We start from the raw sequence: 26,290 nt of genomic DNA, 5'->3' as shown, positions 1-26,290 counted from the left end.
TCGAGGGGCCCCGGGCTGATGTCCGGGGCCCCTCGGGGTTGTTCAGGCGGCGGCGACGGTCCAGGCGGAGTCCAGGATGAGCAGGTCTCCGTCGTCGACCTGGTCCGTGGTGTCTGACGGCGGAGTTGCCGCCTGACTGGGGGGCTCGGCGCCTTCTGCAGGCGTTTCGACCGGGGCGGGCGTGTCCTCGACAGGCGCGGGCGTCTCCTCGGCGGGAGCGGCCGGCGTCTCCGCGGGCGCCGGGGTTTCCTCGACCGGGGTGGTCGGCGACTCGTCGGCCGGGGCCGGGGTCTCCTCGACGGGAGCAGCCGGCGTCTCCTCCACCGGGTCGGTAGCCGGAGGGTCCGACGGCTCCGGGGCCGTGGGAGCCGTCTCTGCGGGAGGCTCGCTCGGCGTCGTGTCCCCGGTGGACGGCTCCGTCGGGTCTGTCGGGGTGCTCGGCTCCGTCGACGGGGTGGTGGTCGTGGGAGCTGGCGACGTCGTAGTCGGCTGCGTCCCTTCCGTGCTCGCTGTCGGTGTGGAAGCAGTGCAGCCGTCCACCACAGGCACAACCGGGGGCTCCATGTCCGCAGTGTGCACAGGCAAGGACACCACGGGCGGCTGATCGAGACCAGCAGCGATCGCCACGATGTCGTCGCCGCCCGTGAACCACGGGGCGGCGATTTGGACACCGAGCACAGACTGCGCGGCCAGGAGAACAGGTTCGTCGACCGCAGCGCTCTGCGGCGAGTGCAGGATGGTCTCCACGTCCAGCCTGTCCAGCCCCAACGTACCTAGGGTGAGCGCGGCCAGACGAGGCGGGAGCGGCGCCGCCAAGCCCGACACGTTCGCTTTCGCCGACGAGTTGGCTTCCGTGTCTTGGATCAAGTCCGTGTACTCCGACAACCGCCCCTTGTCCGTGCCCCAGAGCACGTACCGGCCGGATCGGGAGAGATTGGGGTACAGCTCGGTCGTACCGTCCTGCCGGACCCACGTCTTCGCATAGTCCTTGTCTGCGAAGATCCTCAGCCCTATGCGCTCTGAGCCGTACGAGAAGGTGAAGATCGTACTGTCCGGTCCGATGGCCGCCTTGCTTGCCATCACCATGCCGTCAGCGTCCGTGCACTCTGCTTCGAGATTGGCGATCGGCTCGCAGTCGATCTGGCCAGCCTCGGAGAAGTCCAGAAACTCCGAGCCGACGAACGGCTTCGCCGAGGACTGCCCGGCCGAGGCGCCGGAAGGACTCGGCGACGAGCTCTTGTCCGGTGCACTCGCTGAGGTTCCTGCTGGGCTGCCGGCGGTGAGGTAGCCCAGCGCCCAACTCCCTGCAAGCGCAGGCAGCAACGCCGCGGCGATTACCCACCGCCTCGCTCGGCCGCGCGGGCGTCCGGGCAGGAGGGGCTCGTCGGGCATGGGGGTGATGTCGAGTGGTGGAGCTGGCTTGACGGTTCCCAGCAGTTCACCGAAGTCCTTGAACTCCGGGTGCTCACGGACCATGCGTTCGACCTGCTCCAGTGGGAGATCAGGCAATGCAGAACGCACCTGCCGTACGGCTGAGTCGAAGCTCTGGGGCTTCAAGAACAGGAGGCGTTCACCCCCCAGGTTGACAAGGCCCAGGTCGGTGAGCTCTGCATCGTCCTCGTCCTCGGGGGTCAGGATGTGGATTCGGACGCGAGGCTGCGACTCGGTCACGACTGACCCCAGCTGCCGCGGCCCGCGGACATTGCGCTGCTCAACTCTGGCGGTCCCTTTCCCTGGTGTTCAAGATCCGAGCGATACGCGCGGCCGTCTTCTCGGCACGCTCAGGCGTGATGTCTTCGATGTCGGTGAGGACGAGCTGAGCACCATCGGGGAGTTCGATCTCCTCACGATGGAGCTCCGGCTCATCCAGGCCGTCACCCGATCCGGCGTCCTCCCGCACCTCCTGCGGGTTCTGGACGCGCGCGAACTCGCGAAGCATCGCTTCCTTGGCATCGCGCACCCGCGAAGGGCTGCGTTGGTAACCGGGCCGCAGCGCACCCGCGGCGGCCAACATCTCGCGGGTCTCCTCATCGTGAGGGGTGGGCCCGCCATCCAGCGCCCGCTCTAGGCGCTCGCTCTGCTCAGCGCGTCGCGACATGCGCCCTCGCCTCTCGTGTCTCTGCCCGTGTTCCGACAACCCTATTTCTGCCCGCTACCGCCGTCAGCAGTTCCTCGATCAGCTGGGGAGACGACTGCCCGGCCGGCATGACTTCGGCGAGTTTGCGTAGGGCTCGTACCGTGAGGGTACGGACCGCGCCGTCGCTCTTCCCCATGATCTCCGCGGTTTGGCCAGGGGTCAGCCCGTCGAAGAACCGCAGGATCAGGACCTCGCGTTGCTCAGGACGCAACTTCTGCATGCGGGCGGCAACGGCCTCAGCCAGTGCCCGCCGTTCAGCGTGCTCCTCCGGGCTCTGGTCAAAGCGCGGCCGGTCGAGCTCAAGATGATCGGCGTACAGCACTTCCGAGGGCCGCCGCTGCACCGAGCGCAGGTGATCAAGCGCGGTGTTCTTCGTGATCGTGCGCAGCCAAGCCAGCAGACTCGTCCCCGCGCGGTACTTGCCGATGTTCTGAGCGACCTTCAGCCACACTTCCTGACACAGGTCTTCCGCGAAGTGCCCGTCCCGGATGTAGAACCGCACCCAGTGGTACACGGTGTCATTCAGTTCGTCGTACAACGCCCCAATGGCGTCAGCCCCGTCGTCCCCGCCTGCTGCGGCGCGTGCGACCAGGGCCTCCAGAGTGTCGGTCACGGCGTGTTATCCCCCCAAGCCGGTGCTGTGGTGATCAGCTACGACGCCGCACTCGGGCCCACCTTCCCAGTTCCCCCACCAACGGACGATCACGTTCCGATGCGGCGCTGAGGCAGCATAACCAATCCTTTACGGATCGCATCGAACAGGCCTACGAAACCGCGCGCCACTCACTAACCTGCCACACAGGCAGACCCCTGGCACCACACGCCCGCCCGCACTGCTCGATCAGCGTCGATCGTCACGCGCGCGGCCACCAAACGACGACCCCAGACGCCAACGGTCTCGTCGCCGACGGCCGACCCGACGGGCGCCCCGGATCCGCGCCAGGCCCCTGCAGGCGCCGTACGTCTCCACAGGTGTAACAGATTCCGGTAATCCACGTACTTACCGGTGCCGGACTGAACGCAACCGGCTCCATCCGGCCGGAACAGTCCGCCCGGGGGCGCCTACGGATGAACAAGGACGACCATGGCTCGCGGCGGTTCAAATACATTGCTGAGTTTCGAGACGATTGCCGAGCGCATGGAAGTCCCAAAGCGCACGGTGCTCGACAACTACAGAACTTGGGACATCCCCGTCGTGCGCATCAGCGATCGAATTCTCCGCGTACGGGAACGCGATTTCGAGGCATGGCTAGACGCGCGCACGGAATGAAGATCTGGCGCCGGCACGTGAGTTATAGCTGCGAATACAGGGCCCTCACCGACGACACAGCCTCTGACGCAACGACTTGACCTGCCATGGCTACGCCTACGTACAGTCCAACTCCCCTGGCCAGGGAGTCACCTGAGAAACGACCAAGATCGCGAAAGGCGTCCCGTGGCACGCAAGCCCACTGTCTACAAAAGGTGCGACTGCCCTGACCAGAACAGGCCGAAGAAGGGCGGGTGCGGCCATAGTTGGTCCTACAACCGCACGACTGACGAAGGCAGCCGCACGCGCGCGACGATCCCCGAATCAGTCGGCCTGACGCAGGCTCAAGCGCAAGCGATCCTCGACGGAATGGCCCCCGGCGCAACCCCCGAGCCCGTCGAAACGAACCTCACCTTCAAGCAGTGGGCAGCCGACTGGCTGGGCCGACGACGCGCCAAGGAGATCAGCGTCGCCAGCTACGAGTCCGCCGTCCGCGTCCACCTCAACCCCCGCTGGGGAAGCAAGCGCCTTCGCACCATCAGGAAGGCCCAAGTCGAGGCGTGGGTACAGGAGATGGAGGCCAACAAAGACCTCGCCAACTCCACCGCGGAGGGGCACTGGAAGGTCTTCAAGATGATCCTCAAGGATGCCCTCCAGAACGGAAAGATCGCATCCAACCCCACGTACGAGGTAGACGGGCCCTACGTCGCCGAGTCGACCTCCTACGTCTTCAGCCCGGCCGAGTGCTGGGCGATCTACGACGAGTTTCCCAAGCGGTACCGCCTCATACCCATGCTCGGGTTCGCGTGCGGACTCCGCCAAGCAGAGGCCCTGGCCGTGTGCGAGGACGTCATCGACACGGACAGCAAGCTGCTCACCGTGCGCCGGCAGATCCTCCGGACCAAGGAGACCCGCTACAGCCCCACGCTCGTCGACAGGCTCAAGACGAGCCCGCGCCTGAACACCAAAGACGTCCCGATGCCGCCGTACCTGGTGGACGCCCTGGAGGAGTTCATGGAGCGGCAGCCGCCGCGGGTCACCCAGAACGTCCTGTGGGAGCACAAGAAGACGCTCACCGAGTGCAAGCGCGGCACGGCACGTGCCCTGTTCTGGAGCGCGCGCAACAACCTCATCTGCCGGAACCACTTCAACGACGACGCGTGGAAGCCCACGCTGCGGAAGCTGGGGATCAAGGACGAGGAGGGGAAGCTCCCCACGTTCCATGACCTGCGGCACACCTTCATCTCCACGTGCCTTCAGAACGGAATCCCGGAGCACACCGTGGCGGCGTGGGTCGGCGACTCCGTCGAGGAGCTGCGCCGGACGTACAGCCACCTCCTGCGGGACCACGCGGACACGCACGGCGCAATCGCCGCGGGCCTCACGGCGCGGCCGTCGCGGCCCGCCGAGTCTGTCGCGGCGTGACCTCAGCGCCTCTCCGGGCGCGAGCGCAGAACCCTCAGCGGGGCTGAGGCCGATGTCGGCCTCAGCCCCGCTGGCGCGTTTGCGCCCCGCAGAACCGCGGATCTATCCAGGGCAATCAGAGAGGTACAACCTGATCACGCCCCGCCGCGCGATGTTCCGACGGGAAGCTCCATCCCATCAAAGGCCCAGGACAGCGGCGTCCTGCCGCAGGTGAAGGGCCTAATCAAGCAGGCTCGTAGACCCCCGTGCCATGGCTACTTTCATGGCTACGTACGTAGCCGTGAACCCCGGTATGGACCCGTACGGAACGGGTTCTAGCGTAGGGCCTGAATCCACGAAAAAGAGCCTCTGACCAGCTAAAACGCTGGTCAGAGGCCATTAGCGGCAGACGAGTCGGGCTGTACGCCGGGTATTCCTGAGCACCCTTCTGACCTGCGCTTTTGTGAGCCGTATCGGTTGTGACCTGCTAGGACGGGTTGCAGAGGCGATCGGAGGCAGTCAGAGGAAACCGCTCTGATTCGACCCGGGTTCGACCCGAGCTGCTCGGAGCCAGTCAGAGGCAATCGCCCTCTGTCTGGCCCCGAATCGGCCGAGGTCAGAGCGGTGTCGAACGGGTCAGGACTCCTCTGACGGCACTCCGAGTCGTTCTCGGTCGAGCCGCGATGGGGACGCCTGCCTCCGCTTCGGAGCCAGGCATACGAACGCCTCCAGGACGGCAATCCTGGAGGCATCGCTGGCACCGATTGGAGGTCGGTTCCGGACACCACCCGTGGTTTTAGCGGGCCTGGGTGGCGTCCACGTCCTTGCGAGACGACCTCACAGTGCCACACCACACCCACCAGACGGACTCACCCCGACGTCCAATTCACCCGAGCGAGCGACTGGGTCTTCATGGGCTGCCTCGGGCCGCGGCTGACCTGGTTCTGCTCGGAGACCTCACCGGCCGCTACGCGGCGGGAAGCTACAGCAGGCTCGGCTCCGACCGCCGGAGCGTGGTCCTGCGCAGTGACCATCAGGGCGGGGCCGAGCACGGGCATCGGATCACCGCGGCCATCGCCTGCCACGTGGCCCGTGCTGGCGGCACCGTCGACCAGCTCACGCAGCTCCTGCTGCACCCCGAGCACGAAGGCGGACGGCACACCCGCAACATCGCACTGCGTTCCGGTCAGTCGCGCGCCCTGGACTACATCCGCCGGGTGTGGGCCAGCGCCTCGGACGCAATCAGCACCACCACGGCACTGGGCTCCCGGCACGAGGCGTACGAAGTCCTCGCCGCACTGCGCGACCGGATCGAGACGACGCCGTGGCGCGGGGAGCGGGGACGGACCGCGCTGCGGGTGCTGCGGGCGCACCTGAACTTCGCCGAGATCGCCGGCGGGCCCCTGCACCACGCCAGTGAGCGGCAGACCGCGGAGGAAGCCGGGGTCTCCCGTACGACACTGCGGCTCGTCTACGAGACGGTCCTCCGCCCGCGGGGCTGGCTGCGGCGTCTGCGGGTGGGCCATGGCCGGGAGGGCTCCACCTGGTACCTGGGCGAGGGCACCATCCCCGGTCACGGCGACCACGCTCTGCTGTCTCGTTTCCGGTCCACTCAGTTCCCCCCCGACCCGGCACTTGAGGAGTGGACCACCCCTGAGACGGCCACGACGGCCGACATCGACTCCACCGTCCTCGGCCATCTCATGGGCCACGACGCCTTCGCCCACCACGCCCTCGGCAGCGCCGCCCTCGTGATCATCAGCGCCCTGCACCAGCACCCCCACCAGACCGTCAGCGGGCTCGTCGGTACGTCCTCGGTCTCTCGCGCCACCACCTACCGGGCCCTGCGGCGCCTCGCCGACCACGGCCTCGTCCAGCACACCGGAGAGACCTGGACCCTCACACCGCGTGCGCTGGAGGGCTTCGGTATCCGCCTCCCGGACGCTGGCAACGGCCACACGCCGGCACAGGGCTGGGCCAACATCGCCGAGCAACACGGCACCTGGGGCATCGCGGCCCGACGCAAGGCCCGGCACACGGCGGAACGGGCAGCCTACCAGCAGGCACTGGACCGGCTTGCGGAGCACCGCAGCAGGGCCGTGGTGCTCGTGCGTGACGGCCGTCAGGTCCTGGTCCCAGCACCTCGCCCCGACGAGATCCCGGCGACGTGGCACACCCCGGACGGGCGCGTCCTCGACCCGCTCACCGGTCGTCCAGCCGCCGACTGGCGGGTCGCCACCGACGGCCGCCTGATCCTCATCACCCCATCCGACCAGCGCAGTTATGACGAGCTGGCCGCCGCCCACGCCGAAGCCCTCAGCGAATGGGAGTCCGTCGCATGAACCCAAAACCCCCGATCACCTCCGACGCGAGCAACGAGGTGACGCCCCAGGCCCTGCGCCAGCAGTACGAGTCCGGCGCCACGGTCGACGAGCTCGTCACCGCCAGCGGCCTGTCGTATGGCACCGTCCTCAACCGGCTGCACGACGCCGGGACCGTCATGCGCACCTCCTGGCAGACCCGCCGGATGCGGCAGAACCCACAAGCCCGCAAGCGCCTCGCGGCCCATCTGCGCACCCTCTACGAGCAGCGAGGCGCAACCCTCACCGAACTCGCCGCGGCGGCGGGAGAGACGAGGCGCGGTGCCCGGCGCCTGCTGATCGAGGCCGGCGGCACCGTGCGCACCACCCAGCAGACCCTGCGGATGCGCGCGGCAGCCCGGGCCGCCGACCGGTACAAGGTCGCGCTGTCCCTGCGGTCCCGTTACGAGGCCGGAGCCACGGTGCCGGAACTCGCGCGCGAGCACAGCTACTCCGTCGCCACCGTCTATCGGCTCCTGCACCAAGCAGGCACGCGCATGCGGCCCCAACACACGCACGGACCGACCCACGACCCGAGGAAGCGGCCATGAGCTCCCTCGTCCGCGCGGATGTTCGCCGCCCTGCCTGGCAGATCAAGAAGGCGGCCGTGCGCCATGCCGGCCGCCACAAGACAGCACGGGCACCCCCGTCGTCGGCCCGCTCCCCGACGCGCGCAACCAGACAACACCCCTTCCTTAATTTCAGGAGATCAAGCACACGTGAACGAGAACACCCGCCACAAGACCCTGGCCGCGGCCACAGAACACGTCTGGGACGCCTTCGTCATCGTCGTCGGCATGCTCAAGGGCGGCACCGGCAAGACCACCTCGGCCTGGTTCATCGCCCTCTACTACGCCGTCGTCCTCGGCCTGCCCACGTTGCTGCTGGACGCCGACGCGACCAGTCAGTCCGCCTACGACTGGTTCAAGGTCGCCCAGGCCGCCGGCTTCGAGATCCCGGCCAACCTGGTGGTCGAGCGGTACCCGTTCGACGACATCGCCGAGTACATCCGTGCCAAGCGCGCCGAGTTCGGCGCGATCGTGGTCGACGCCGGCGGCGGCAGCGCCCGCATCTTCCACGAGGCCGTCACCGAGGCCAACCTGCTGCTCGTCCCGGTCGCCCCCACCAAGATCGAGCGCCGCAAGCTCGTCGCCACCTTCGACGAGGCCGAACGCGCCGCCGCCCGCAACACCCACGACGTCACCGCCCACGTCGTCATGGTCAAGGCCGACGACCGCACCAGCCTGCCCAGCCGAGCGAAGGACCAGCTCCTCGACCCCGCCCAGGGCGAGGGCATCGGCCCCGACCGCGACGAGCCGTTCCCGCTCGCCGACACCACCATCCACTCCTGGGTCCACTACATGGAGGCCTTCGGCGAGATCCCGACCGAACTGAGCGAGTACGCCAACCTGATGAAGGAGCTGACCCAGGCATGACCGAGAAGAACGAGAGGCCGAAGCCCCCGGCCCGCCGCACCGGCGGACGCACCTTGGGCGGAGCCAGCAAGACGACCCCGCCGCCCCCGCCCCCGGCCGCCGAGCTCACCCCCGAGCAGTACGCCGCCGAACAGGCCGCTACCCCGGGTGAAGACCGTCCCGCTGCACGCGAGCCGCAGGTTCAGCCCGCTCCTTCCACCGTTCCCAACCCCGAGAGGTCGGCACAGGGCCGGGCCGAAGCGATGCCCGAAGCGGCACAGCCGTCCGCCACGCCGACTGCTGAGGCACCGAGCGTCCCCGTCCCGGAGCAGGCCGCCAGTCAGCCAGCTCGCCCGGCCGTCGCCGCCACCGAGGCGGGGACGGAATCCCCCGGTCAGTCGATGGAATGGGAGGTACCGCCTGTTCCCCCCGCTGCCGAGCCCGCAGCACCTGCCATCCGGCCCACGCAGCCAGCCGCACCCGTTGTGCAGCACGGGACGGCCGCGGCTCCTGGCGCAGCCTGGAGCGCCGAGGTGGCGCTTCGCCCTGCAGATTCTCCGGCGGCAGGTGGCAACGGGTTCCCGGTGAGGAGCGATGTTCCACGGGCTCACCAGGAACAGGATGTGCAATCGCAGGCAGCGCCCAGCGAAGGAACACCGTGGGCTCAGGGATCTGGCCGTCCCAAGGACATTCCTGAGACCGCCGTCGTTCTCAACCAGCGCATCATCGCGCGCGAGAGTCTCGACTCGTCGGTCCCCGCGGCGCTGAAGCTGAAGAAGCGGCTTAAGCGCTTCGCCCTGGACAACGAACTCGACCACCTGCCCATCGGCGACATCGTCTCGGTCGCACTGGACGAGTGGCTCACCACCCGCGGATTCTGACCCGACCGCAAGGCACGGGGCGGCCACCCTCACACAAGGGGGCGGCCGCCCCGTGCCGACTATTCCAATAGACCAATAGGCGGATAGCTATCGGCCTATCCGGACCGACCGGAGCAGCTCTCGTGCCTGATCACTCCCTCTACGCCCGCCGACTACGTGAAATCGCCGACGCACTCGACGCCGAGCCCCAGCAGACCGATGACGTTCTCACTCCGCACCCGGACACCCTGGACGTCATCAGCAACCGGCACACCAAACGCGGACAGTTCAACCACGCCATCCCCGAAACCCTCCAGCTCCAACGCCGGATCCGCCGCTACAACGCCGACACCGGCGTACCGCACGGAGACATCGTCGCTCTCGCCCTCGACACCTGGCTCCGCGCAAAGGGCTACCCGCCCGACCTCAAACAACGAGAGAAAGACGCTTCCTGATGGCTTTCTCGGCCGTTCCTGCGACCTGGTCGCGCGCATGTCTTGGACACGGCTGCGGTCACGATGCCGACTGGACGGCAAGCGCCTTGCGTGGGTCACATTGGGCATTCGTCAAGGTGTGCTGCCTGCGAAGATGACCGCTCCCAGCAATGACGGGTAGGCCATGTGACGACGAGCGGCTCTCCTCGGGCACCTCGACGCGGTGAGGCTGCCAGCGGCTTATTCATTGCCGCTTGCGTGAACGGCATCAGTCCCTGCTCTGAGTGCGCCGATCGTCTGCCGCGGAGGGACGCCGCGTACCGGGGATGCCGTGACCGTGTTGCCGGAAGGGGGTCTCATCCGGGTGCCGCCGGATACGTGCTTGCCGCCAAGCGACGTCGAAGGACGGCTTGTCAGGGCTCGTCCACATCAGTCGGAGGGCACTGCAGCTGGTGAGGGGCGCCAGGATCCACCTCAGTAACGTGGTCATGGGCTTCCGGGACCGCGTGACCCCGTTCCGTTCTGAGCGGCGATGACTTCGATGGCCACAGCGTGTTCGGGTTGCCGAGCGGCCCGCATGCCGTCGGCGAGGAGGCTGAGCAACATGCGTTTCTGCTCGTTGCGGGAGAAAGTGGTGAGGAAGTCCCGCAGAACTTCCAGCACCTGGGCCTCGAACGGCTCCTCATCGTCAGGGGGGTAGTTCCGCAGGCGATCGGCTATCTGGCGCAGGTACTCGTCGCTCGGGGGATCCGCCAGTCCGGCCGCCGACTGCGCTGCCTGCTGCAGCCACCAGGCAAAGACCCCCGCTGGGTGCGCGAGCTCGCGTACAAGGGCCCGGTTGCGTTGGCGTGTCAGGGCTTCCTGAATGCTCTGCTTCCTGCTGGCCTCAAGCAGTGCCCGGACCGCCTCATCATCGTCAGATGCGAGCGTAAGACGGCACTCGGCTCTCACCTCAAGACCGGATTCTGTGTCGATGAGGCGTGAGCGCCGCAGGCTTCGCGCACATGCATCCTGGGCTGCCGGCAAGTCCCTTGGGTCCATGTGCCGTACCGTGTCCGCTGCCGCTGCCCGCAGGGCGATGCGGACTTGGTCCGCGAGTACATCGGGGTCGTAGGCACCGGATGGGCCGGCCTCGGGGAAAGCGGTGATGGTTGTAGTGAAGCGAATGCCTGGCTGCAGGCTGGACAAAACAGCTGGGAACTCGGTGATGCCGCGCCTGAGAGCACGCCGCCGCGATCGTGCCGATCGGTACGTCATAGTGCGGCAGTCCCCTCGTCTCCTGCGTTCGGGGTGTGGTGTCGTCGTTCGTGGCGGCGAAGCATGAGTCGTTCGCGCATGGCGATGACGGCGGGTAAGTTGTAGGCGACGCCTTCCTTGCCGAGCAGGAATGCGGCCATCGGCCCGGTGACCATGTGCTCATCGACGACTCGGTCGAGAACGTGGACGACTGCGTCGTCAGCGAGATCGTGGTCGGCCACTGCTTCGGCCCATTTCTCAAGCAGCCGTTCGCAGCGATCGGCCAGGGCTGGATCCGCCAGGCAGGCGCACCAGCCGGTGACCAGTTCGTCGGCGGTCTCAGGGTGCGCCAAGGCGTCGTTCAGCAGGAGGGTGACGGTGGACGGTGCGGCCTTTGGGTCGAGGAGCGCGAGGAAGGCCCGGCATCCGGCTGGCTTTGCTTTGCCTTCGATCCAGCCGGTGATCGCCTCCCATACCTGTGGCAGCAGGGAATCGTTCTCTGCCATGGCCCGCAGGGCCTTCTCACCGTCGGCGACGGCTTCATCCACGATGGGGCGTCCCATGATGTGGCGGAGGCATGTGAGCGCCTGACGGGGATAGATGGTGGCGAAGCTGCCCTGGCAGACCACGGCCGTAACCCGTGCCGGGTCCACATCCTGCTGGGCCCAGTCTCGTAGTCTGGCGCGGGTCACGGTCCCCAAGGTGGGGTCGGCCGCGGCCGTGGCGAGCATCGACGCCGCTGCCTCGCGGCCTGCCTGGTCTCCGGACGTCGCCCAGGCACGGGCGACGTCGAGTGGGCCGAGATCCTGTTCGTCGGTCGCGAGTTGCACGAGGAGGTCAGCGATCTGGGAGAGCCGGCTGAACCCGAGTGCACCGTGTTTGGTGAGAAGCTTCACCCAGGCCAGGAGAGGTTTCTGCACGTCGCTCAGTTGACGCCAGACATAGCCGAGAACTGCGTTGGGGTATCCGGGCTTGTGCGCGAAGGAGACCTTGCCGGAAGCGACACGTGCTTCGACTTCCTCCAGGCGTGTCACCAGGTCGGGTCCGGTAAGGATCTGGCGGACGCTCTTGGAGGTCTTCTCCTTCAGCAGCAGGCGGGAGGCCGCGAGAACGTCGGGCGGCGCGAGGCCTTCGAGCGCGATGGCTGCCAGCAGCAAGGCACGGTCATCTGCGTTCTCGCGGGTGGCGGTGAACACCTTCTTGACGACGTCCCGCCAGTGTGTGGCGGCGGCACGCGCCGTCTCCACCGCTTGGGGAGAGTCGTCGATTCTGCTCAGTTCCAACGCCAGGGCCGCAGCGTCGCTTGGATACATGTCGACGCCCAACAGGTCGGTCAGAACGTGGCCCTGGTCGTCAGCGTTTGCCGTCAGCCAGGCCCGCTCAGACACCGACGGATACAGTCGGGCGAGATGGGTCTGAACGATCTCCCTGCCTGACGGCGCGGCCGTGGCACGGACAACGATCCGGCCAAGCCCCGGAGTCTGGCTGGCGGGCCAGCCGTCCTGGCTGGTGATGACGATCAGGCGCGAGCCCTTTTTCAGCAAGGCGTCTCCGTGACCGACGATCTTCTTGGCCACTGCCACGGGGTCGGCCCACCCGTCGATCTCCTCGGAGACGTCGAGGATGTAGCCGCGGCGGCGCTTGGCCGGCAAGAGCCCCTCACCTGGCTGCTCCCAGTCCGGCAGGACGTGCTCCAGGACCCACGGCGCCTCCGCCTGCTCGCCGACGTGGTCACGGCCGTAATCACTGAGCGACTTGACCGCAGCAGCGGTCTTGCCCATGCCGCGTGGTCCGGCAATCACCACGACCGGTTCCTGCTGCTTCAGGAACTCCAGCACCGCGGGAGGCGTCGTCAGGAGGTCCCCCTGCCGGTCACGCTTCGCCCAGGCACGTCTGACTGCTGCCAGCTCATCACGGGTCACGGGGACCGTGCTTAGCGTCTGACGCGTGTGGAGGTTGATGTCCCGCCCGGCCATGTACAGGACGGAGTCCGAGATATCGGCGGCGCTGAGCTGGTGAGCGGGCACGCCACCGTTTCTCTCGGCGCTCGCAGCGGCAACAGTCACCTCAGCGCTCCACCTTCCGTGAGGGAACGCCGTAGTTGATGCCTCCGTCTCCAGCATCGATGTCGCCGAGGGACTGCAGGATCTGGCTGTTCGTGTTGTTGTACGCGGCCATCGTGGACGGAGGTGAAGAGGCTTCGTCCTTGGTCGGCAGCAGCTCGCGCAGTTCGTCGGCCATCTCGGGGAAGCGGTCGAGGTAGGCGGCAAACTGCCGTACCAGACGTTGCTGGATCGCGTCCCGGTCTGCTTGGGACGCCTCAGGCAGGCTTCGCTCGATCTCGTCCAGCATCTCCAGCTGACGGCTTGACGTTTCCTGGCCGTCCCTGCGCAGGAAACGCGCAATCTTCTCGCGCAGAAGCTGCCAGCCGCCGGTGAGCATCTCTGTGATGAGCACCTGCGCCCCGTGAGTGGCCAACACCATCACGTCCAGCTCTTGACTCATGGTCCCCCGATCTTCACGCCTGGAGTAGGCCTGGGACAGCGTGCGAGAGGTACTGGACCGAGAGCAACCAAAGCTCGCGTAAGCGTCTGAAATCCGACTTTGCACGGTCAAACACCGTGTCATACCCAATGGCCGGATACTGCTGGCCTGTCCACCAGCAGGCCCAGGTCTCATCCAGCAAGCGTTAACCAGTTCGAAATGCATAGGCCAGCCGGGATTGCCGCACCGGGCCGCAGCAGTCGACAAGAATGGCGCAAATACAGAACAGGATGAACTACGCCTATATGAGCCCTTCATCCCTCTACATACCCTTGTGTACGAGAGAGCTGAAGCCGCCCAAGGTGCTTCTGCTGCTCCGAAAACTCCGGGTCCCCAGCGGCGCCCTGTTCACCCGCATCACAGAGGAGGATCCGGCGCCCGCGCCTTGCGGATACGCCCAAGTCCCCTGTGGCTAGATGGGCATCTCCTTGAGCGAGTGGATGTCGTGGACGGACCAGCCGCGGGCCGTCATCGCCTCGATGTGCGGTTCGGCTCGTGTGTGGTGCGCGGCGAAGGCGAGTAGGTGGGTGGGGCGGGTGGCGCCCACGAAGACGAGTTGTGCCGCGCGCTGGATCGTGACCAGGGCCTTGGAGGCATCCTGCTGTCGGCTCAGGAGTCCGAGGACCTCGTGTACGTCGTACTTCTTGCCGCTGCGTTCCAGGCATTCGAGGATGAGCGTGGCCGCGTGGGTTTCGCCCTTGGCGCTCTGGATCGATCCCGCAACCGACGCCACCACTGCCTGGTCCGCATCAGCCGACGCATTGGGCACGGGCGTTGGCTGGGCGGCGTACGGGATGTGGGCAAGGGGGTCGATGAGACGGGCGACGCCCTTCAAGGGGCTCTGGGTCAGGTCGGGCAGCAGCCGCAGAAGACGGGCGGTGAGGACAGTCCATTCGACGTGGCTGTCGAGTGGGTGCGTCAGCATGTCGTGCAGGAGCAGGCGTGCCCGGCCTCCGGCGGTGGCCGGGTCTCGGTCCAGTCGCCTCAGCGGGGGCAGGCCGCCGGAACTGGCGAGTCGGGCTACGTCACGGATTGCGTTCCATAGGAGCGTGACGGCTGCGTGGTTGTCGCCGGATTGCCTTTGGGCCTGGGCGGTACGTGCCGTCGTGATGAAACTGCCCGTTGTCTGGACCGGCGTGGCGGTGAAGCCGGGTACGTAGCAGGAAAGGGATTGTGGAAAGGCCTTGGCGCTTCCCCGCGTGAGGCGGGCGCCCAGGACACGGGGCGGGTTGTCCAGCAGCAGTTGGCGGGGGACGGTCGCCGCTGCCATCCGTTCGAAGGCCGGTACAACCTCGGCGACGGTGTCGTCGTCGAAGAGCAGGAGGGCGACGGTCCCATCGTGGCCGGCGCCGTCGATGCATTGGCGGCGGTGGACTGTGAGGTCGCTGGCGAGTGCTGCGATCTTGCTGCCGAACCGGCGGCTGACGGGGAGTTGGGCGGCGTGCGGCAAGGGAAACGACGAGGGCTGTGCGGCATTCGGTGCGTCGGCGAAGATGCGCTGGTTGACGTCACCCACACGCTGGACGACCGTGCCCGGCGAGGCGAAGGCCCTGTCGAGCAGGCGTTGCTGGAGGTCGCTGGTGTCCTGCATTTCGTCCAGCAGGACGAAGGGAAAGCGGTAGGCGACAGCCAGCGCGAGCTGGGGGTGATGAAAGAGGTGGTGCTCGGCGAGGGCGAACATGTCGTGGTAGCGAAAGACGCCTCGCTCGGTGAGCACCTCTTTGAGCGCGGCGAATTGTTGGCCACTGTCGCTGGATGCTTTGAAGGGAAGGGTGCCATCAGGGCCCGTCGCGATCAGGTCTCCGGCGTCGCAGACGTAGCGGGCCTCGGCGACGAGTGCGGGGCCGTTCGTGCGGTGCCCGAGTGCGGTGTTGAGTTTCCGGAAACGGGGATGGCGTTCCAGCAGCCGGAGGGCCTCGTCCGCATACGTGTCGTCGTCTACGGTCTGGACTTCGATGCCCCGGGACCGTAGGGCCGGCAGGGCGAGGAAGGTGTTGGTGAAGGCCTGGATCGTGCCGATGAAGTGCGGGTACTGCAGCAGGCGGCGTCCCGCCGGTGTGGCGGTGAGGCGGTTGGTGATCTCGTCCTTGGCCGTGTTGGTGTGGGACAGGACGCAGATGCCGCGCGTGGGCGAGGTCCATCCCTGGCTCAGGAGCGCGAGCTTGAGCCCGATCAGGCTGGTCTTGCCCGAGCCGGGAGCTGCTTGCAAATCCAGGGATTCCGCGCTCTGGATGAAGTCCCACTGCTCCTGGTGCGGCAGTTCGAGGCCGAGTTGCTGGGCGAGTGCCTCGACCTTGTCCTTGATGAAGACGTCAGGGGCGTAGAGGTTCATCATTGCTCAGACCTCGCTGCACAGATACGTGAAGGCGGCCACGAGGTAGGGCGGCAGATCGCCATCGGTCACCGAGGTGGTCTGCAGGAGGCGGGCCGCGTGTTGGGCGGCGATCGGCTTGTTGCCCCGGCCCATCCGCAGCGGCTCATAAATGTCCAAGGCCGCCTTCTCCAGGGGGACGTTGCTCTCTCGCCACTTCTTGACCTCCTCCTGCGCCAGGCGGTCCAGTTCGGCGAGCCTGTCCGCGGTGGGCCAGGTGGTCTTGGAGGCGACAGCAGCGCGGACGGCCTGGTGCATGAGGGTCGCCATGGTCCAGGAGGCTGCGGCCAGGTCGTACTCCAACGTCCAGTGGTCGGAGACGAAGGTGCGTACGTGGCCGCTGTCCTTTTCCTTCAGTGCTGCAACATGCTCAGCGATCTGCTGCCCGGTCATCTCCGCCGAGCACTTCAGATGCTTGCGCACCTCCTCCGAAGTGCCGGCGGGCACCAGGTCCCGGTCCCGGATGCAGGCAACTGCGACCGGTATCTGCTCGCCCTCGCGCTGGAAGATCCGGCTGTAGCGGAAGAGACCGACGCCGCCGACATTGACGACACTGACGCCGCATTCGCTGAACGACCGGCCGACAGTCTGCGCGAGAGCGGGCAGGAGGATGGCTTCGGCGTCGCCTTCGACGATGGCGACGCTGCGAGCGAAGAACAGGTTCGCCTTGGTCACGTCGAGGAAGCGGGTGAGGAAGGCATAGTCGCCCTCGTCCAGACAGGTCAGTCCCGGGGCCAGGCGAAAGGCTGATCCGCGGGCGACGAGCGTGAGGTGTTCCACTGGGATGGCCGAGGCCAGGTTCGGGCTGTGGGTGGTGAGGATGACCTGGACCGGCGGCGTCCCCGCCGTCTGGGCGGCCTCGGCACGATCCCGCAGGAGGTCCATGATGCGGGTCTGCAACTGCGGATGGAGGTGGGCTTCGGGTTCCTCGATCAGCAGCAGCGGGGCGAAGGCGCTGTTGCCGAGCAGCAGCAGTTCGGCAGCCATGAACAGAGCGTTGTTGTAGCCCAGACCATGCCTGGTCCACTCCCCCGTTCCCGCGAACAGCGTCAGTTCAAGCCGCTCCAGCGCACGGGCCAGAGTGGCGTCACCGGCGACGCCGATCTCGGCGCGCAGGACGTCGGAGCCGATGGAGAACTTGTTCAGGTAGCCGGTGTTGATGTCTTTCCGGGCCGCAGCCACCGCCGCGTTGTCGCCGATGTGGCGTTCCGCGCGGCGCAGGATGCCGACCAGGGTGGTGGCGCTGTCGCTATCTTCGTCGAAGTCGTCCTCGCCTTGTGCGCGCATGGCCGGGTAGCCGGCGAGTATCTGCGACAGCCGCGATCCCCGGCCGGAACGCAGTTCGGCCTCGGCATCCCGCAACGGGCGCAGGTAGGTGGCCTTCAGCAGTTCGCGTGCAGCACCGTCCAGAGCGGGTCCCTGCCCGTCGCGTCCGGTACGCGTGGTAACTGAGACCCTGTGGGGAGGCAGCGGCTCCATCAGCTCCGCTTTGACGGTGACATAAAGGGCGACGTCGCCGTCGTCGTCGGTGGTGAGCAGTTCCAGGAAGACCCCTTGCTCTTCCGTCGTCAGATCCTTGAAACCGCAAGTGATCTTGAAGGCGCCGGCTCGGCCGCCCGGTCCGACGTGGAAGTCGTCACGCGTGATCCGGTAGAAGTCAGCCGCCGTCGTCAGCAGGCACAGGCGGATCGCATCGATGATGGCCGTCTTACCGCTGTCGTTCTCACCGACGAGGACGTTCGTAGCGGGACCGAACTCCAGACACAGGCTGGCGTCCGGGTCGCCGTCCTTCTGCGGCAGCGAACCGAAGATCCGGAAATTCTCCGCGTACAGACAAGCCAAGTACAACGACGCCCCCGAGAGCCTGAGGCCCGCGCCCTCGACGACACAGGCGATTGCAACCGCCTCAAGTTCCCCACCCGCACGCGGTTCTGACGCATCATACGATTGAACCCTCCACTTGCGCCCCGCGAATGAAATACGTCCCCACTGCTGGAAATGGGCACACCGAATCGCGGCGGCCGCCTCCCGGGCCGGGGCTCGTCTGCCAGGTCACCCGGGCGTGCCTGAAAGGCGACGGAGGGGGAGCGCCCACGGCCAGCCCGACAACAGGCCGGTCGGCGCGGCAGTGGCAGTGGCAGTGGCAGTGGCAGTGGCAGTGGCAGTTAGAGGCCTGGGCACCTCGACGGGTTCCTGTACACCACATCTGCAAGCTTCTGGAAGAACCGCGAGACAGCGAGGACAGGCCGCGACCCAGCACCGCCTAATGAAATCAGGATTCTCGGATTGTCACATCAAACCATCAGGGGCAGATTTACCGGATTCTTCCTGGGCGATGTGATTGACGAGCTCCCCCGGTTCGACTTCGAGCCCTGAAGCGATATCCAAGAGAGTAAGAACGCTGGGGCTGCGCTGCCCGTGCTCGATATAAATGAGGCCGCGAAAGCTCAGCCCGCTGCGTTCTGCAAGTTCTTCCAAGCTGTATCCCCGCTCCTCCCTGAGTCGACGGATTTGCATACCCAGGGACAGGAGTCGCGGGTCGGGTGACGGTTCACGTGCTGGCACACCGCGACTCGACCGTCACACCTTTGCGTGCACCATGAACAGCTGTGCATAACTACTGGTTGTAGTGGACAGTATCGCCCTGGAGGACAGGAACAACGCCGTCGCGTACGTCGCCGACCCAGTCCGAAAGGGCCGGTGACAGAGCCAGCGTGGAGATAAGTTTCGTGGGCAGGGCGCATGAGCAAGCCAATCGAGCCGTTCGACCGCTGGCACAAGAGATACCCGAAACCACAACTCGGCGACACACCGTGCCGCTGCGGTACGCCACAGCAGCCTCTGTATCCATCTGCGGACCACGGCCGAGGCCATCGCTGGCAGGCCCGGTACACCGACTGCTCAGGAAAAGAGAAGCGGCCAGCCTTTTCCACCTGGCAGGAAGCCCGCGACTTCCTGGACAAGGTACTCACTGAGGTCGAAGCGCAGACATCGCGCGACAGTAATCCGGGCAGACTGGAGGTTGAAAAGTTCGCAACCGAGATGATGGAAAGGAGGCGCAAGCGGAAGAAGAACGCCAATACCTGTGACACCTACGAAAGCCATCTCCGCAGTCACATCCTGCCGTTCGCCGGCCACCGCATCGCAAGCAGCCTGCGCCGCCCCGATTCCATGGCCTTCGTCGACTACCTCCTCGACAAGCAAGGCCTCGACTCGGCCTGCACCGTCGTACAGATCTTCAAGACCTGGCGCATCCTCATGCATTACATGCTGGACGAGGACGTCCCGCTCCCTCCCAACATCGTGGCGCGGATCGATCTCCCGGACGTGACGCCACGCGTCAAGGTCGCCCTGTCTCCTGGGCAGGTCGCGGCAGTCGCAGCCGCGATGCGAAAGGTGGCGCCGCGCTATGAGGTCCTGATCTGGCTCGGAGCCTGCGCCGGGCTGCGCCAGGGCGAGGCCTTCGGACTGAAGCGAAGCCAGGTCGCCTGGAACCACGGCCTGCTTCACATCGAAGAGCAACGGCAGCGCGGCAAAGCCGTGCGCCTCAAGACCAAGTCCAGCTACGCCACCTTGCCCGTGGATCACTTCCTGATCGAGCGGCTGACACAGCACACGTCACGCTTCTCCGAGCCGGAACTCGTCTCGCCAGCTGCCGAGCGCCGACGCCAGGCACGCGGCTACGTCGAGCCACCGGACGAGGGCCTGATCGTCACGAACCGTTTCGGCCGGCCTGTGCTGCACACCGATTTCCATCAAAAGTGGCGACGGGCAGTGAAGCAAGCCGGACTTCCGGAAAGAACCCGTTTCCACGACCTCAAGCACTTCTACACCACCACGCTCGGCGGTTCCGGCAAGCACGACCCGAAGACCGTGCAGGCGCTCTCCCGGCACGCCAAGTTCTCCGAGACGTGGGACACCTACGCCCACCCACCCCTCGCCGTCGAGGAGATCACGGTCACGGTGTTCGGAACCGCGTTCTCACACGTGCACATGCCGACGGGCACACCGCAGAATCTTGCGCCCCTTGTTGCTCGCGTACCTGCCCCCAACAGGGGGTCGTTCAGAGGGGGCGACTAGCTCTGGTACGCGTCCTGGGGGTCCGCCGAGACTTCGCATACATCCGGGACCCCCCATCGTCGCAACGCACTCGGTGCCATGCATCACATGTCCCTCTCGCCCGGGCTTCCGGACTGGTAGGGAAAGTCGCACTGCGTGTCGGATCACTTTCGTGTCGACACATTGAGCCCCGCCGCCGGGGGTATGGAAGCGTTCGGATCAACCCAGTCGTCGACGACGAAGGCCAACGCCGTCAACTGAGGGAACGCATGGCATTCGGCCAACGGCCGATCCAACCGGCGAGTACAGGAACACGTCCGCACGCGCGGGCGCTCCGCACCGGTGGTTTTACTCTGCCGGTGCCCCACGACCGGAGCCGCCGTGCCCCCCGAGTCCCCGCCGTCTACTCAGCGGGACAGCGGTCACGGGTCCCATGCGGGGCAGGCTTCGGTGACCTGGCAGGTCAGGTGGCCTGGATCACGTGCGTGCGACATTGCCGAGCGAGGCGCGCAGGTCGTTCTCGCCGGCGAGCAGCGGTGGCAGGGGCGTCGCGTCAGCCGGGTTGAGCGAGTCGAAGAGCAAGGCGATGAAGCGGGCGCGCAGTGAGGGTGTGGCGCCAGGGAGCGCAAGACCGGCAACGGCCATGACGAGGAAGTGGGGGATGTCCTCGGCGGTGAGGTCGGGGCGGATCTCACCGGCCTGCTGTGCGCGCACCAGGAGGGGGTGGAGGGAGGCACTGAAGCGCTGGAGGACTTCCACTGCGACGTCGGCGAAGTTACCGGCGAAGGTGACCAGTCCCCGCTCCTCGGTGATCAGGTCGAGCAGATGCGTCGCGATGTCCTGAAGTGCCTTGCGGGTGTGGGGGGAGTCGGCGGCTCGCTCGATGAGGGGGAGGAGGTCGGTTTCGAGGATGTCCTCCAGGACGGCCCGGACGATGGCCTCCCGGTTGGGGAAGTGGCGGTAGAGCGTGGCGATGCCCACGCCGGCTTCTGCCGCGATCTGTTCCAGGGAGGCTTCGCCTCTGCCCAGCACCGTCCGTCCCGCGGCGGTGATGCGCTCCCTGCTGGAGCGGGCGTCGACCCGGCGCCGGGGCACGCGGCTGTCCATCGTTGCCATCTGTGAGTACTTCCCCGATCTCCGATGAGGCCGCTGCCTTCGATAGCACCCTACCGCATCGATAGTTGACTATCACTTCGGTAGTACCCTCTCACTTCTTGGTGCGGTCCGGACCGTCGGGCTGCCTGGATCAGAGGGAGAACTCTGTGTCCGTTCTGCTGTACCGGCTGGGCAGGTTCGCCTACGGCAGGCCCTGGTACGTCATCGGAGGATGGCTCGCCGTGCTGGCGGCGGTCGTCCTTCTGCTCGTGACCAATCCGGTCAAGCTCAGCAACGAGGTCCGCATCGACGGCACCCCGTCCCAGAAGGTCATCGACGGCTTGGCCACCTCCCTGCCGGAGGCGTCCGGCGGCCAGGGCATGCTGCTCTTCACGGCTCCGAAGGGTGCCCGGATCGACGACGAGAAGGCGCGGTCCGCGCTGGTGGCAGCCGTGGACGCCGTGTACCGCCATGACCACGTCATCGATGCGAGGAAAGTGCTGGCCCGGGAGGCCGCCAAGGGCGAGAACAGCCCACTGCTGCGGGCGCAGGCAGCGGTTGCCCAAGCCGCCGGACGGCCGTCCTCCGGCAAGACACCCGTCCCCTTGCAGCAGGGTGGTCAGCCGGTGCCGGGCGTCGTCGTCTCCGCCGACGGCTCAACGGCGCTGATGCAGTTCCAGTTCGACGAGCAGACCTTCGAACTTCCTGCCGGGACGATCGACAGCACCATCCGGGCCGCCGAGCAGCAGGCCGCATCCGGCGGCCTGGAAGTCCTGCCGTCGGCAGCGATGATGGAGATCCCCGAGATCATCGGTGTCGGGGAGATCGTCGGCGTCGTTGTGGCGGCCGTTGTCCTGCTGATCACCCTGGGGTCGGTCATCGCGGCGGGTCTGCCACTGATCATCGCCCTGGCCGGTGTCACGGTGGGAGTCGGCGGCGCCTTCACCCTCTCCACCGTGTTCGAGATCCACTCACTGGCCGCGGTGCTGGCGCTGATGCTGGGGCTGGCCGTCGGCATCGACTACGCGCTGTTCATCGTCAACCGGGAACGACGGCTGATCCTCGACCAGGGCATGGACCCCCATGAAGCGACCGGCCGTGCGCTCGGCACCGCCGGGAGCGCGGTCTTCTTCGCCGGAAGCACCGTCATCATCGCTCTGGCCGGGCTCCTGGTCATCGGCATCACGCTGCTCAGCACCATGGCCATCGTCGCAGCCGGCACGATCGCGATCGCTGTCCTGCTCGCGCTGACCCTGTTGCCCGCCCTGCTGGGCCTGGTCAAGGAACGCATCTGCTCCACTCGTACCCGGCGGAGGGAACAGGAGCGGACCGGAGGTGCCCAGCGCACCCGGGCCGTCCGCTGGGGAGCACTGCTGGTCCGCCACCGGTACGCCGCCCTCGCCGCCTCGATCCTGATCCCGGCGATCCTGGCGGTGCCTGCCGCCGGCATGAAACTGGGCCTGCCCTCCGGCGCCAGCTACAATCCCGACACCGGGCAGCGACGCAGCTACGACCTGGTCAGCGACGAGTACGGGCCTGGTTACAACGGCCCCCTCCTGATCGCCGTCGGCTCCACCACCAAGGGACAGCCCCTCACCCCCGCGACCCTTGCCGCGGTGACCTCGGACCTGCGAAGCGTCAAGGGAGCCACGGCGGTATCCCTGGCCGGGATGAACCAGACCGGAACCACCGCCATCCTCAGCCTGATCCCCGGGAGCGGCCCGAACGACGACGCCACCAAGGATCTCGCCACCGCCCTACGGAACAAGAGCGCGCAGATCCGTGCGACCCACGGCGCCGACATCGGCATCGCCGGTTTCACCACCCTCGCGATCGACGTCTCCGACCGGCTCGGCGACGTCCTGCCCCTCTACGTGGCCACCGTCCTCGGGCTGTCCCTCATCGTCCTGCTCCTGGTCTTCCGCTCCCTCCTGGTCCCGCTGACAGCCACCCTCGGCTTCCTGCTGAGCATCGCCGCCACCTTCGGACTCACCACGGCCGTCTTCCAGTGGGGCTGGCTGCAGAGCGTGATCGGACTCGACGCCACCGCACCGGTCGTGAGCCTGCTGCCCATCATCATCACCGGCGTCCTCTACGGGCTCGCCATGGACTACCAGATGTTCCTGGTGACCTCCATACGCGAAGCACACGTCCACGGCGCCACCGCCCTGAACGCCACCGTCACCGGCTTCGCCCGTGCCAGCTCCGTCGTCCTGGCGGCGGCCACCATCATGGTCTCCGTCTTCGCCGGCTTCGTCTTCAACGCCCAGCCCATGATCAAACAGGCCGGCTTCGCACTGGCCGTAGGCATCCTCATCGACGCCTTCGTCATCCGCATGACCTTCATCCCGGCCACCATGGCACTCGCCCAGGAGAAAGCCTGGTGGATCCCCGCCCGGCTGAACCGCCTGCTGCCCGACCTCGACGTCGAAGGCGACAAGCTCGCACAGAAAATCCCAGTGCCCCACCCCACCCCAGCCCACCAGGCAGAGACCATCAGCTGACCGGCGGCGCCGTCCCCTTCCACACCGCCATCAGGTCAACCGAAAGGGATAGGGCGGTCCCAGACGGACCGCCCTATCCCTTTCGGATGCGTTCGCCTCCTGGGCGACCCGGCGTCCCGAGCGGCTACGACAGGAAAACCGCCCAGAGCAAGCACCACGCCCAGGCCCTGCTCTGCCTCGCACGACGACGGGCCGATGTTCTCTTCGCAATGCTCCGCGACGGCAACTTCCACAAACCCCAACCCGCGAAGGTGACCTGACCTGCAGAGACACCAGTGCGGACAGCACCGCGCCATCCCCTCGATACGTGAACACCGCTTGCCACCAGGGCGTGTTGCCCTGCTCGTCCGAGGCATCCACCCGCGCACCCGCGTCCAACCGAGACCGACAGCAGCAACATCCTGCTCATCGGCCGCGAAGTGCAGCGGCGTCCACCCTCGACGGCCCTCACGCTCCAGGCCCTCAACCTCATCCCTCATGCCAGCCATCATCACAACAGCTTGACGAAGGACAAGGACATAGGGATCCCCAGGCGAGGTCCTCGATGATGGCGAAGTCCTCGGCGACGTTGACGACGCGGCCGCCAGAGACGATGATCACAGCCTCGGTCAGCCCCGACGCCCGGTCGACTCCCGCGGGGTGCAGCCGGTGACCTTCGTACCGGTCTCTGGCGGTGCGGGCAGGCGGGACGGCCTGTCCGGGAACCGGGCGCAGGGCGGCAGGGGGCAAGGTGCGCGTGGCGGAGGCAGCCGATCCACTCCTTGGTGGAGCACCTCCGCGCCCGGGCACAGTTCATGCACCGGCACCTCGGCCTCCAGCGCGACCCGCAGCAGGGCCAATTCGTCGCAACGGCCGGGAAAGTCGTCGTAGGCCACCGCCGCGCCGCCCATGACCACCAGGGCTGCGGTCCCGTCCAGGATTCGCTGCACCGGGTCGCCCGCCCGGGTACGGTGTGTCGGCAGCCGTCGCCCGGCCGCCTCCAGCGCCGTACCGACGGCGTACGGCCCCCTCGTGCGGCGTGTGTTCCAGGACCACGGCCTCCACGTCACCGAATCTTGCTGCACCATGCTGTTCCTGTCGCCGTCAGGTCCACGCGGTGTAGCCACCGTCCACGTTGATCGCCTCGATGCCGCTGACGTAGCGGGCGCCGCAGCGGTCCCGGGGCAGGACGAGCTGGGCGCCCGCGCGATCCAGCGAGGTGTCGTCCAGGGTGGCCGCGAGAAGGACGAGGGCGCAGCCGAAGTCGGGGTCTATCTCGGCCCAGGACAGCAGGGTGCGGTGGCCGTCGTCGGCGAGCGGCTGAGGCTGCAGTCCGCGGTGGGGATCGCTGTCGCGAGAGTAGGGCTCATAGCGGCTTCTGGGGCGACCAGAGCGCGTGATTGCTGGACAGCAACCACTTCGGTACATACCTGTACGGTAGGCTGTACCGGTACGTACCACCCACTCGCTAGCACTCCGACTTCCTGCCAAGTGCAACCGGAAAGCTCGAAGCGCAAACCACGCGAAGCCACAGGAGAGAGAGCATGAGACAGCCCTTGCGTACGGCGCTGGTGGGGTTCGGAACCGCCGGCTCGGTATTCCACGCTCCGCTCATCCAGGCCTGCCAGGACTTGACCCTGGCGGGCGTCGTAACGCGTGATCCGGCTCGCCGACGCGCCGTGAGTGAGGCCTACCCGCTCGCTCAACTGTGCGACTCGGCAGATGAGATCTTTGCTAATGCCAATAGCTACGATCTCGTGGTCATCGCCACGCCGCACGAATCGCACCTTCCGCTCGCCGCCAAAGCCATCGAAGCAGGGCTCCCAGTCGTCATCGATAAGCCGCTGGCCCTCTCTGCGACCGAGGCGCGCAGGTTCGCGGACCACGTGTCTGGGACAGGGGGCATGGCCACCGTGTTCCACAACCGCCGCTGGGACGGGGACTTCCTGACCGTGGCCCGTCTCGTTGCCGACTACACCCTGGGCAGGGTTCACCGTTTCGAGTCGCGCTTCGACCGCTGGCGGCCCGAGCCGAGAGCCGGCGCCTGGAGGGAGACCCGCCCGGTCGAAGAAGGCGGTGGGTCTCTCCACGACCTCGGGAGCCACCTGATCGACCAGGCCGTCCATCTGTTCGGGCCGGTCCGGACGGTCTATGCCGAACTCGACTCGCGCAGGGACGCGGTGACAGCCGACGACGATGTCTTCTTGGCGCTGCAACACGAGGGTGGCGTGCGGTCTCACCTCTGGGCATCCGCCATGGCCGCTGATCACGGGCCGCGGTTTCGGGTCAGCGGTTCCAAGGGCGCCTATGTCAAGTCAGGGATGGACTGCCAGGAGGCGGCTCTGCGAGAGGGAACGCCTCCGGCTGGGGACTGGTCCCGGGAGGACCCCGACGGGTGGGGCACCCTGTTCGACGGCACCCGCAGTTCCCGGGTGGAGACGCAGCCTGGCCGATGGGACGACTTCTACCCGGCCGTCGCTCGCTCGATACGACAGCCCGGCCTGCCTATGCCGGTCTCACTCGACGAGGTCGTCCACGTGCTGGAGGTTGCCAAAGCTGCACGTGAGAGCGCGCTCACCGGAGCCACTGTTCGCTGTGAACGTACGGTCATCGACCTGTCCGTATCACCGTAGTCTGGAGGTC

20 protein-coding genes and 3 pseudogenes are annotated in these 26,290 nt (G+C 66.9%); 11 read left to right on the top strand and 12 right to left on the bottom strand.

Annotation, left to right across the window (positions count from 1 at the left end):
- Window positions 1-42: 42 nt before the first annotated feature.
- The 3 genes from ABZ453_RS43795 to ABZ453_RS43785 form a co-directional block, all read right to left on the bottom strand.
- The gene (locus ABZ453_RS43795) at window positions 43-1,671 is read right to left on the bottom strand and encodes a hypothetical protein (protein WP_359024482.1); all 1,629 of its coding nucleotides are present in this window, start codon (window positions 1,669-1,671) and stop codon (window positions 43-45) included.
- A gap of 40 nt (window positions 1,672-1,711) precedes the next feature.
- Window positions 1,712-2,014, bottom strand: a complete 303-nt coding sequence (locus ABZ453_RS43790) for a hypothetical protein (RefSeq protein ID WP_359024480.1) — start codon at window positions 2,012-2,014, stop codon at window positions 1,712-1,714.
- A 67-nt stretch (window positions 2,015-2,081) separates the two neighbouring features.
- A complete protein-coding gene (locus ABZ453_RS43785) occupies window positions 2,082-2,750 on the bottom strand; it encodes a sigma-70 family RNA polymerase sigma factor (RefSeq protein ID WP_133041343.1) in 669 nt (222 codons plus the stop codon).
- A gap of 471 nt (window positions 2,751-3,221) precedes the next feature.
- On the opposite strand from ABZ453_RS43785, the gene ABZ453_RS43780 reads away from it, so the two are divergent.
- The 7 genes from ABZ453_RS43780 to ABZ453_RS43750 all read left to right on the top strand — a co-directional run bounded on the left by ABZ453_RS43780 (window position 3,222) and on the right by ABZ453_RS43750 (window position 9,880).
- A complete protein-coding gene (locus ABZ453_RS43780; protein ID WP_133041342.1) occupies window positions 3,222-3,407 on the top strand; it encodes a DNA-binding protein in 186 nt (61 codons plus the stop codon).
- Window positions 3,408-3,755: 348 nt separating this feature from the next.
- A complete protein-coding gene (locus tag ABZ453_RS43775; RefSeq protein ID WP_359024477.1) occupies window positions 3,756-4,811 on the top strand; it encodes a tyrosine-type recombinase/integrase in 1,056 nt (351 codons plus the stop codon).
- Between the two features lie 992 nt (window positions 4,812-5,803).
- Window positions 5,804-7,132, top strand: coding sequence for a transcriptional regulator (locus tag ABZ453_RS43770; RefSeq protein ID WP_359024475.1), 1,329 nt, complete (start codon window positions 5,804-5,806; stop codon window positions 7,130-7,132).
- Window positions 7,129-7,701, top strand: a complete 573-nt coding sequence (locus ABZ453_RS43765; RefSeq protein ID WP_359024473.1) for a helix-turn-helix domain containing protein — start codon at window positions 7,129-7,131, stop codon at window positions 7,699-7,701. The genes ABZ453_RS43770 and ABZ453_RS43765 overlap by 4 nt, the downstream gene beginning before the upstream one ends.
- A gap of 168 nt (window positions 7,702-7,869) precedes the next feature.
- Window positions 7,870-8,586, top strand: a complete 717-nt coding sequence (locus ABZ453_RS43760; RefSeq protein WP_359024471.1) for a ParA family protein — start codon at window positions 7,870-7,872, stop codon at window positions 8,584-8,586.
- Entirely contained in the window at window positions 8,583-9,446 is an 864-nt protein-coding gene (locus ABZ453_RS43755) for a hypothetical protein (RefSeq protein ID WP_359024469.1), read from the top strand. The genes ABZ453_RS43760 and ABZ453_RS43755 overlap by 4 nt, the downstream gene beginning before the upstream one ends.
- A gap of 122 nt (window positions 9,447-9,568) precedes the next feature.
- Entirely contained in the window at window positions 9,569-9,880 is a 312-nt protein-coding gene (locus tag ABZ453_RS43750; RefSeq protein WP_359024467.1) for a hypothetical protein, read from the top strand.
- A 465-nt stretch (window positions 9,881-10,345) separates the two neighbouring features.
- Here the strand turns inward: ABZ453_RS43750 and ABZ453_RS43745 are convergent, their stop codons facing one another.
- The 6 genes from ABZ453_RS43745 to ABZ453_RS43720 form a co-directional block, all read right to left on the bottom strand.
- Window positions 10,346-10,900: a hypothetical protein gene (locus tag ABZ453_RS43745; RefSeq protein ID WP_359024465.1), complete on the bottom strand. Its 555-nt coding sequence runs from the start codon at window positions 10,898-10,900 to the stop codon at window positions 10,346-10,348.
- A 212-nt stretch (window positions 10,901-11,112) separates the two neighbouring features.
- Window positions 11,113-13,161 (bottom strand): hypothetical protein, encoded by a 2,049-nt coding sequence (locus tag ABZ453_RS43740; protein WP_359024463.1) that lies wholly within the window; start codon window positions 13,159-13,161, stop codon window positions 11,113-11,115.
- A gap of 1 nt (window position 13,162) precedes the next feature.
- Entirely contained in the window at window positions 13,163-13,600 is a 438-nt protein-coding gene (locus ABZ453_RS43735) for a hypothetical protein (RefSeq protein ID WP_359024461.1), read from the bottom strand.
- A 451-nt stretch (window positions 13,601-14,051) separates the two neighbouring features.
- Window positions 14,052-15,974: a UvrD-helicase domain-containing protein gene (locus tag ABZ453_RS43730; protein WP_359024459.1), complete on the bottom strand. Its 1,923-nt coding sequence runs from the start codon at window positions 15,972-15,974 to the stop codon at window positions 14,052-14,054.
- A gap of 3 nt (window positions 15,975-15,977) precedes the next feature.
- Window positions 15,978-17,852 carry an AAA family ATPase gene (locus ABZ453_RS43725; protein WP_359024457.1) on the bottom strand — a complete coding sequence of 625 codons (1,875 nt, stop codon included), beginning with the start codon at window positions 17,850-17,852 and terminating at the stop codon, window positions 15,978-15,980.
- Window positions 17,853-18,299: 447 nt separating this feature from the next.
- The gene (locus ABZ453_RS43720) at window positions 18,300-18,527 is read right to left on the bottom strand and encodes a helix-turn-helix transcriptional regulator (RefSeq protein WP_359024455.1); all 228 of its coding nucleotides are present in this window, start codon (window positions 18,525-18,527) and stop codon (window positions 18,300-18,302) included.
- Between the two features lie 225 nt (window positions 18,528-18,752).
- On the opposite strand from ABZ453_RS43720, the gene ABZ453_RS43715 reads away from it, so the two are divergent.
- Window positions 18,753-20,090 carry a site-specific integrase gene (locus ABZ453_RS43715; protein WP_359024453.1) on the top strand — a complete coding sequence of 446 codons (1,338 nt, stop codon included), beginning with the start codon at window positions 18,753-18,755 and terminating at the stop codon, window positions 20,088-20,090.
- Between the two features lie 456 nt (window positions 20,091-20,546).
- Here ABZ453_RS43715 and ABZ453_RS43710 read toward each other — a convergent pair whose 3' ends face one another.
- The gene (locus ABZ453_RS43710; protein WP_359024451.1) at window positions 20,547-21,185 is read right to left on the bottom strand and encodes a TetR/AcrR family transcriptional regulator; all 639 of its coding nucleotides are present in this window, start codon (window positions 21,183-21,185) and stop codon (window positions 20,547-20,549) included.
- Between the two features lie 146 nt (window positions 21,186-21,331).
- Here ABZ453_RS43710 and ABZ453_RS43705 point away from each other — a divergent pair, with 146 nt between their 5' ends.
- Complete coding sequence (locus ABZ453_RS43705) at window positions 21,332-23,668, top strand: MMPL family transporter (protein ID WP_359024449.1); 2,337 nt, start codon at window positions 21,332-21,334, stop codon at window positions 23,666-23,668.
- Window positions 23,669-23,767: 99 nt separating this feature from the next.
- A pseudogene (locus tag ABZ453_RS43700) lies at window positions 23,768-23,928 on the top strand (IS110 family transposase); the annotation flags it as partial.
- Window positions 23,929-24,199: 271 nt separating this feature from the next.
- Here ABZ453_RS43700 and ABZ453_RS43695 read toward each other — a convergent pair.
- Window positions 24,200-24,333: pseudogene (locus ABZ453_RS43695) on the bottom strand (electron transfer flavoprotein subunit alpha/FixB family protein); the annotation flags it as partial.
- A 418-nt stretch (window positions 24,334-24,751) separates the two neighbouring features.
- Window positions 24,752-24,955, bottom strand: a pseudogene (locus tag ABZ453_RS43690) (hypothetical protein); the annotation flags it as partial.
- A 236-nt stretch (window positions 24,956-25,191) separates the two neighbouring features.
- Between ABZ453_RS43690 and ABZ453_RS43685 the strand changes: the two are divergent.
- The gene (locus tag ABZ453_RS43685; RefSeq protein WP_359024447.1) at window positions 25,192-26,280 is read left to right on the top strand and encodes a Gfo/Idh/MocA family oxidoreductase; all 1,089 of its coding nucleotides are present in this window, start codon (window positions 25,192-25,194) and stop codon (window positions 26,278-26,280) included.
- Window positions 26,281-26,290: the final 10 nt, after the last annotated feature.

Origin of the sequence: Streptomyces sp. NPDC005799 (assembly GCF_040630525.1) — a bacterium.
Taxonomy (GTDB): Bacteria; Actinomycetota; Actinomycetes; order Streptomycetales; family Streptomycetaceae; genus Streptomyces; species Streptomyces griseorubiginosus_B.
This window is presented reverse-complemented; position numbering and strand designations above follow the sequence as displayed.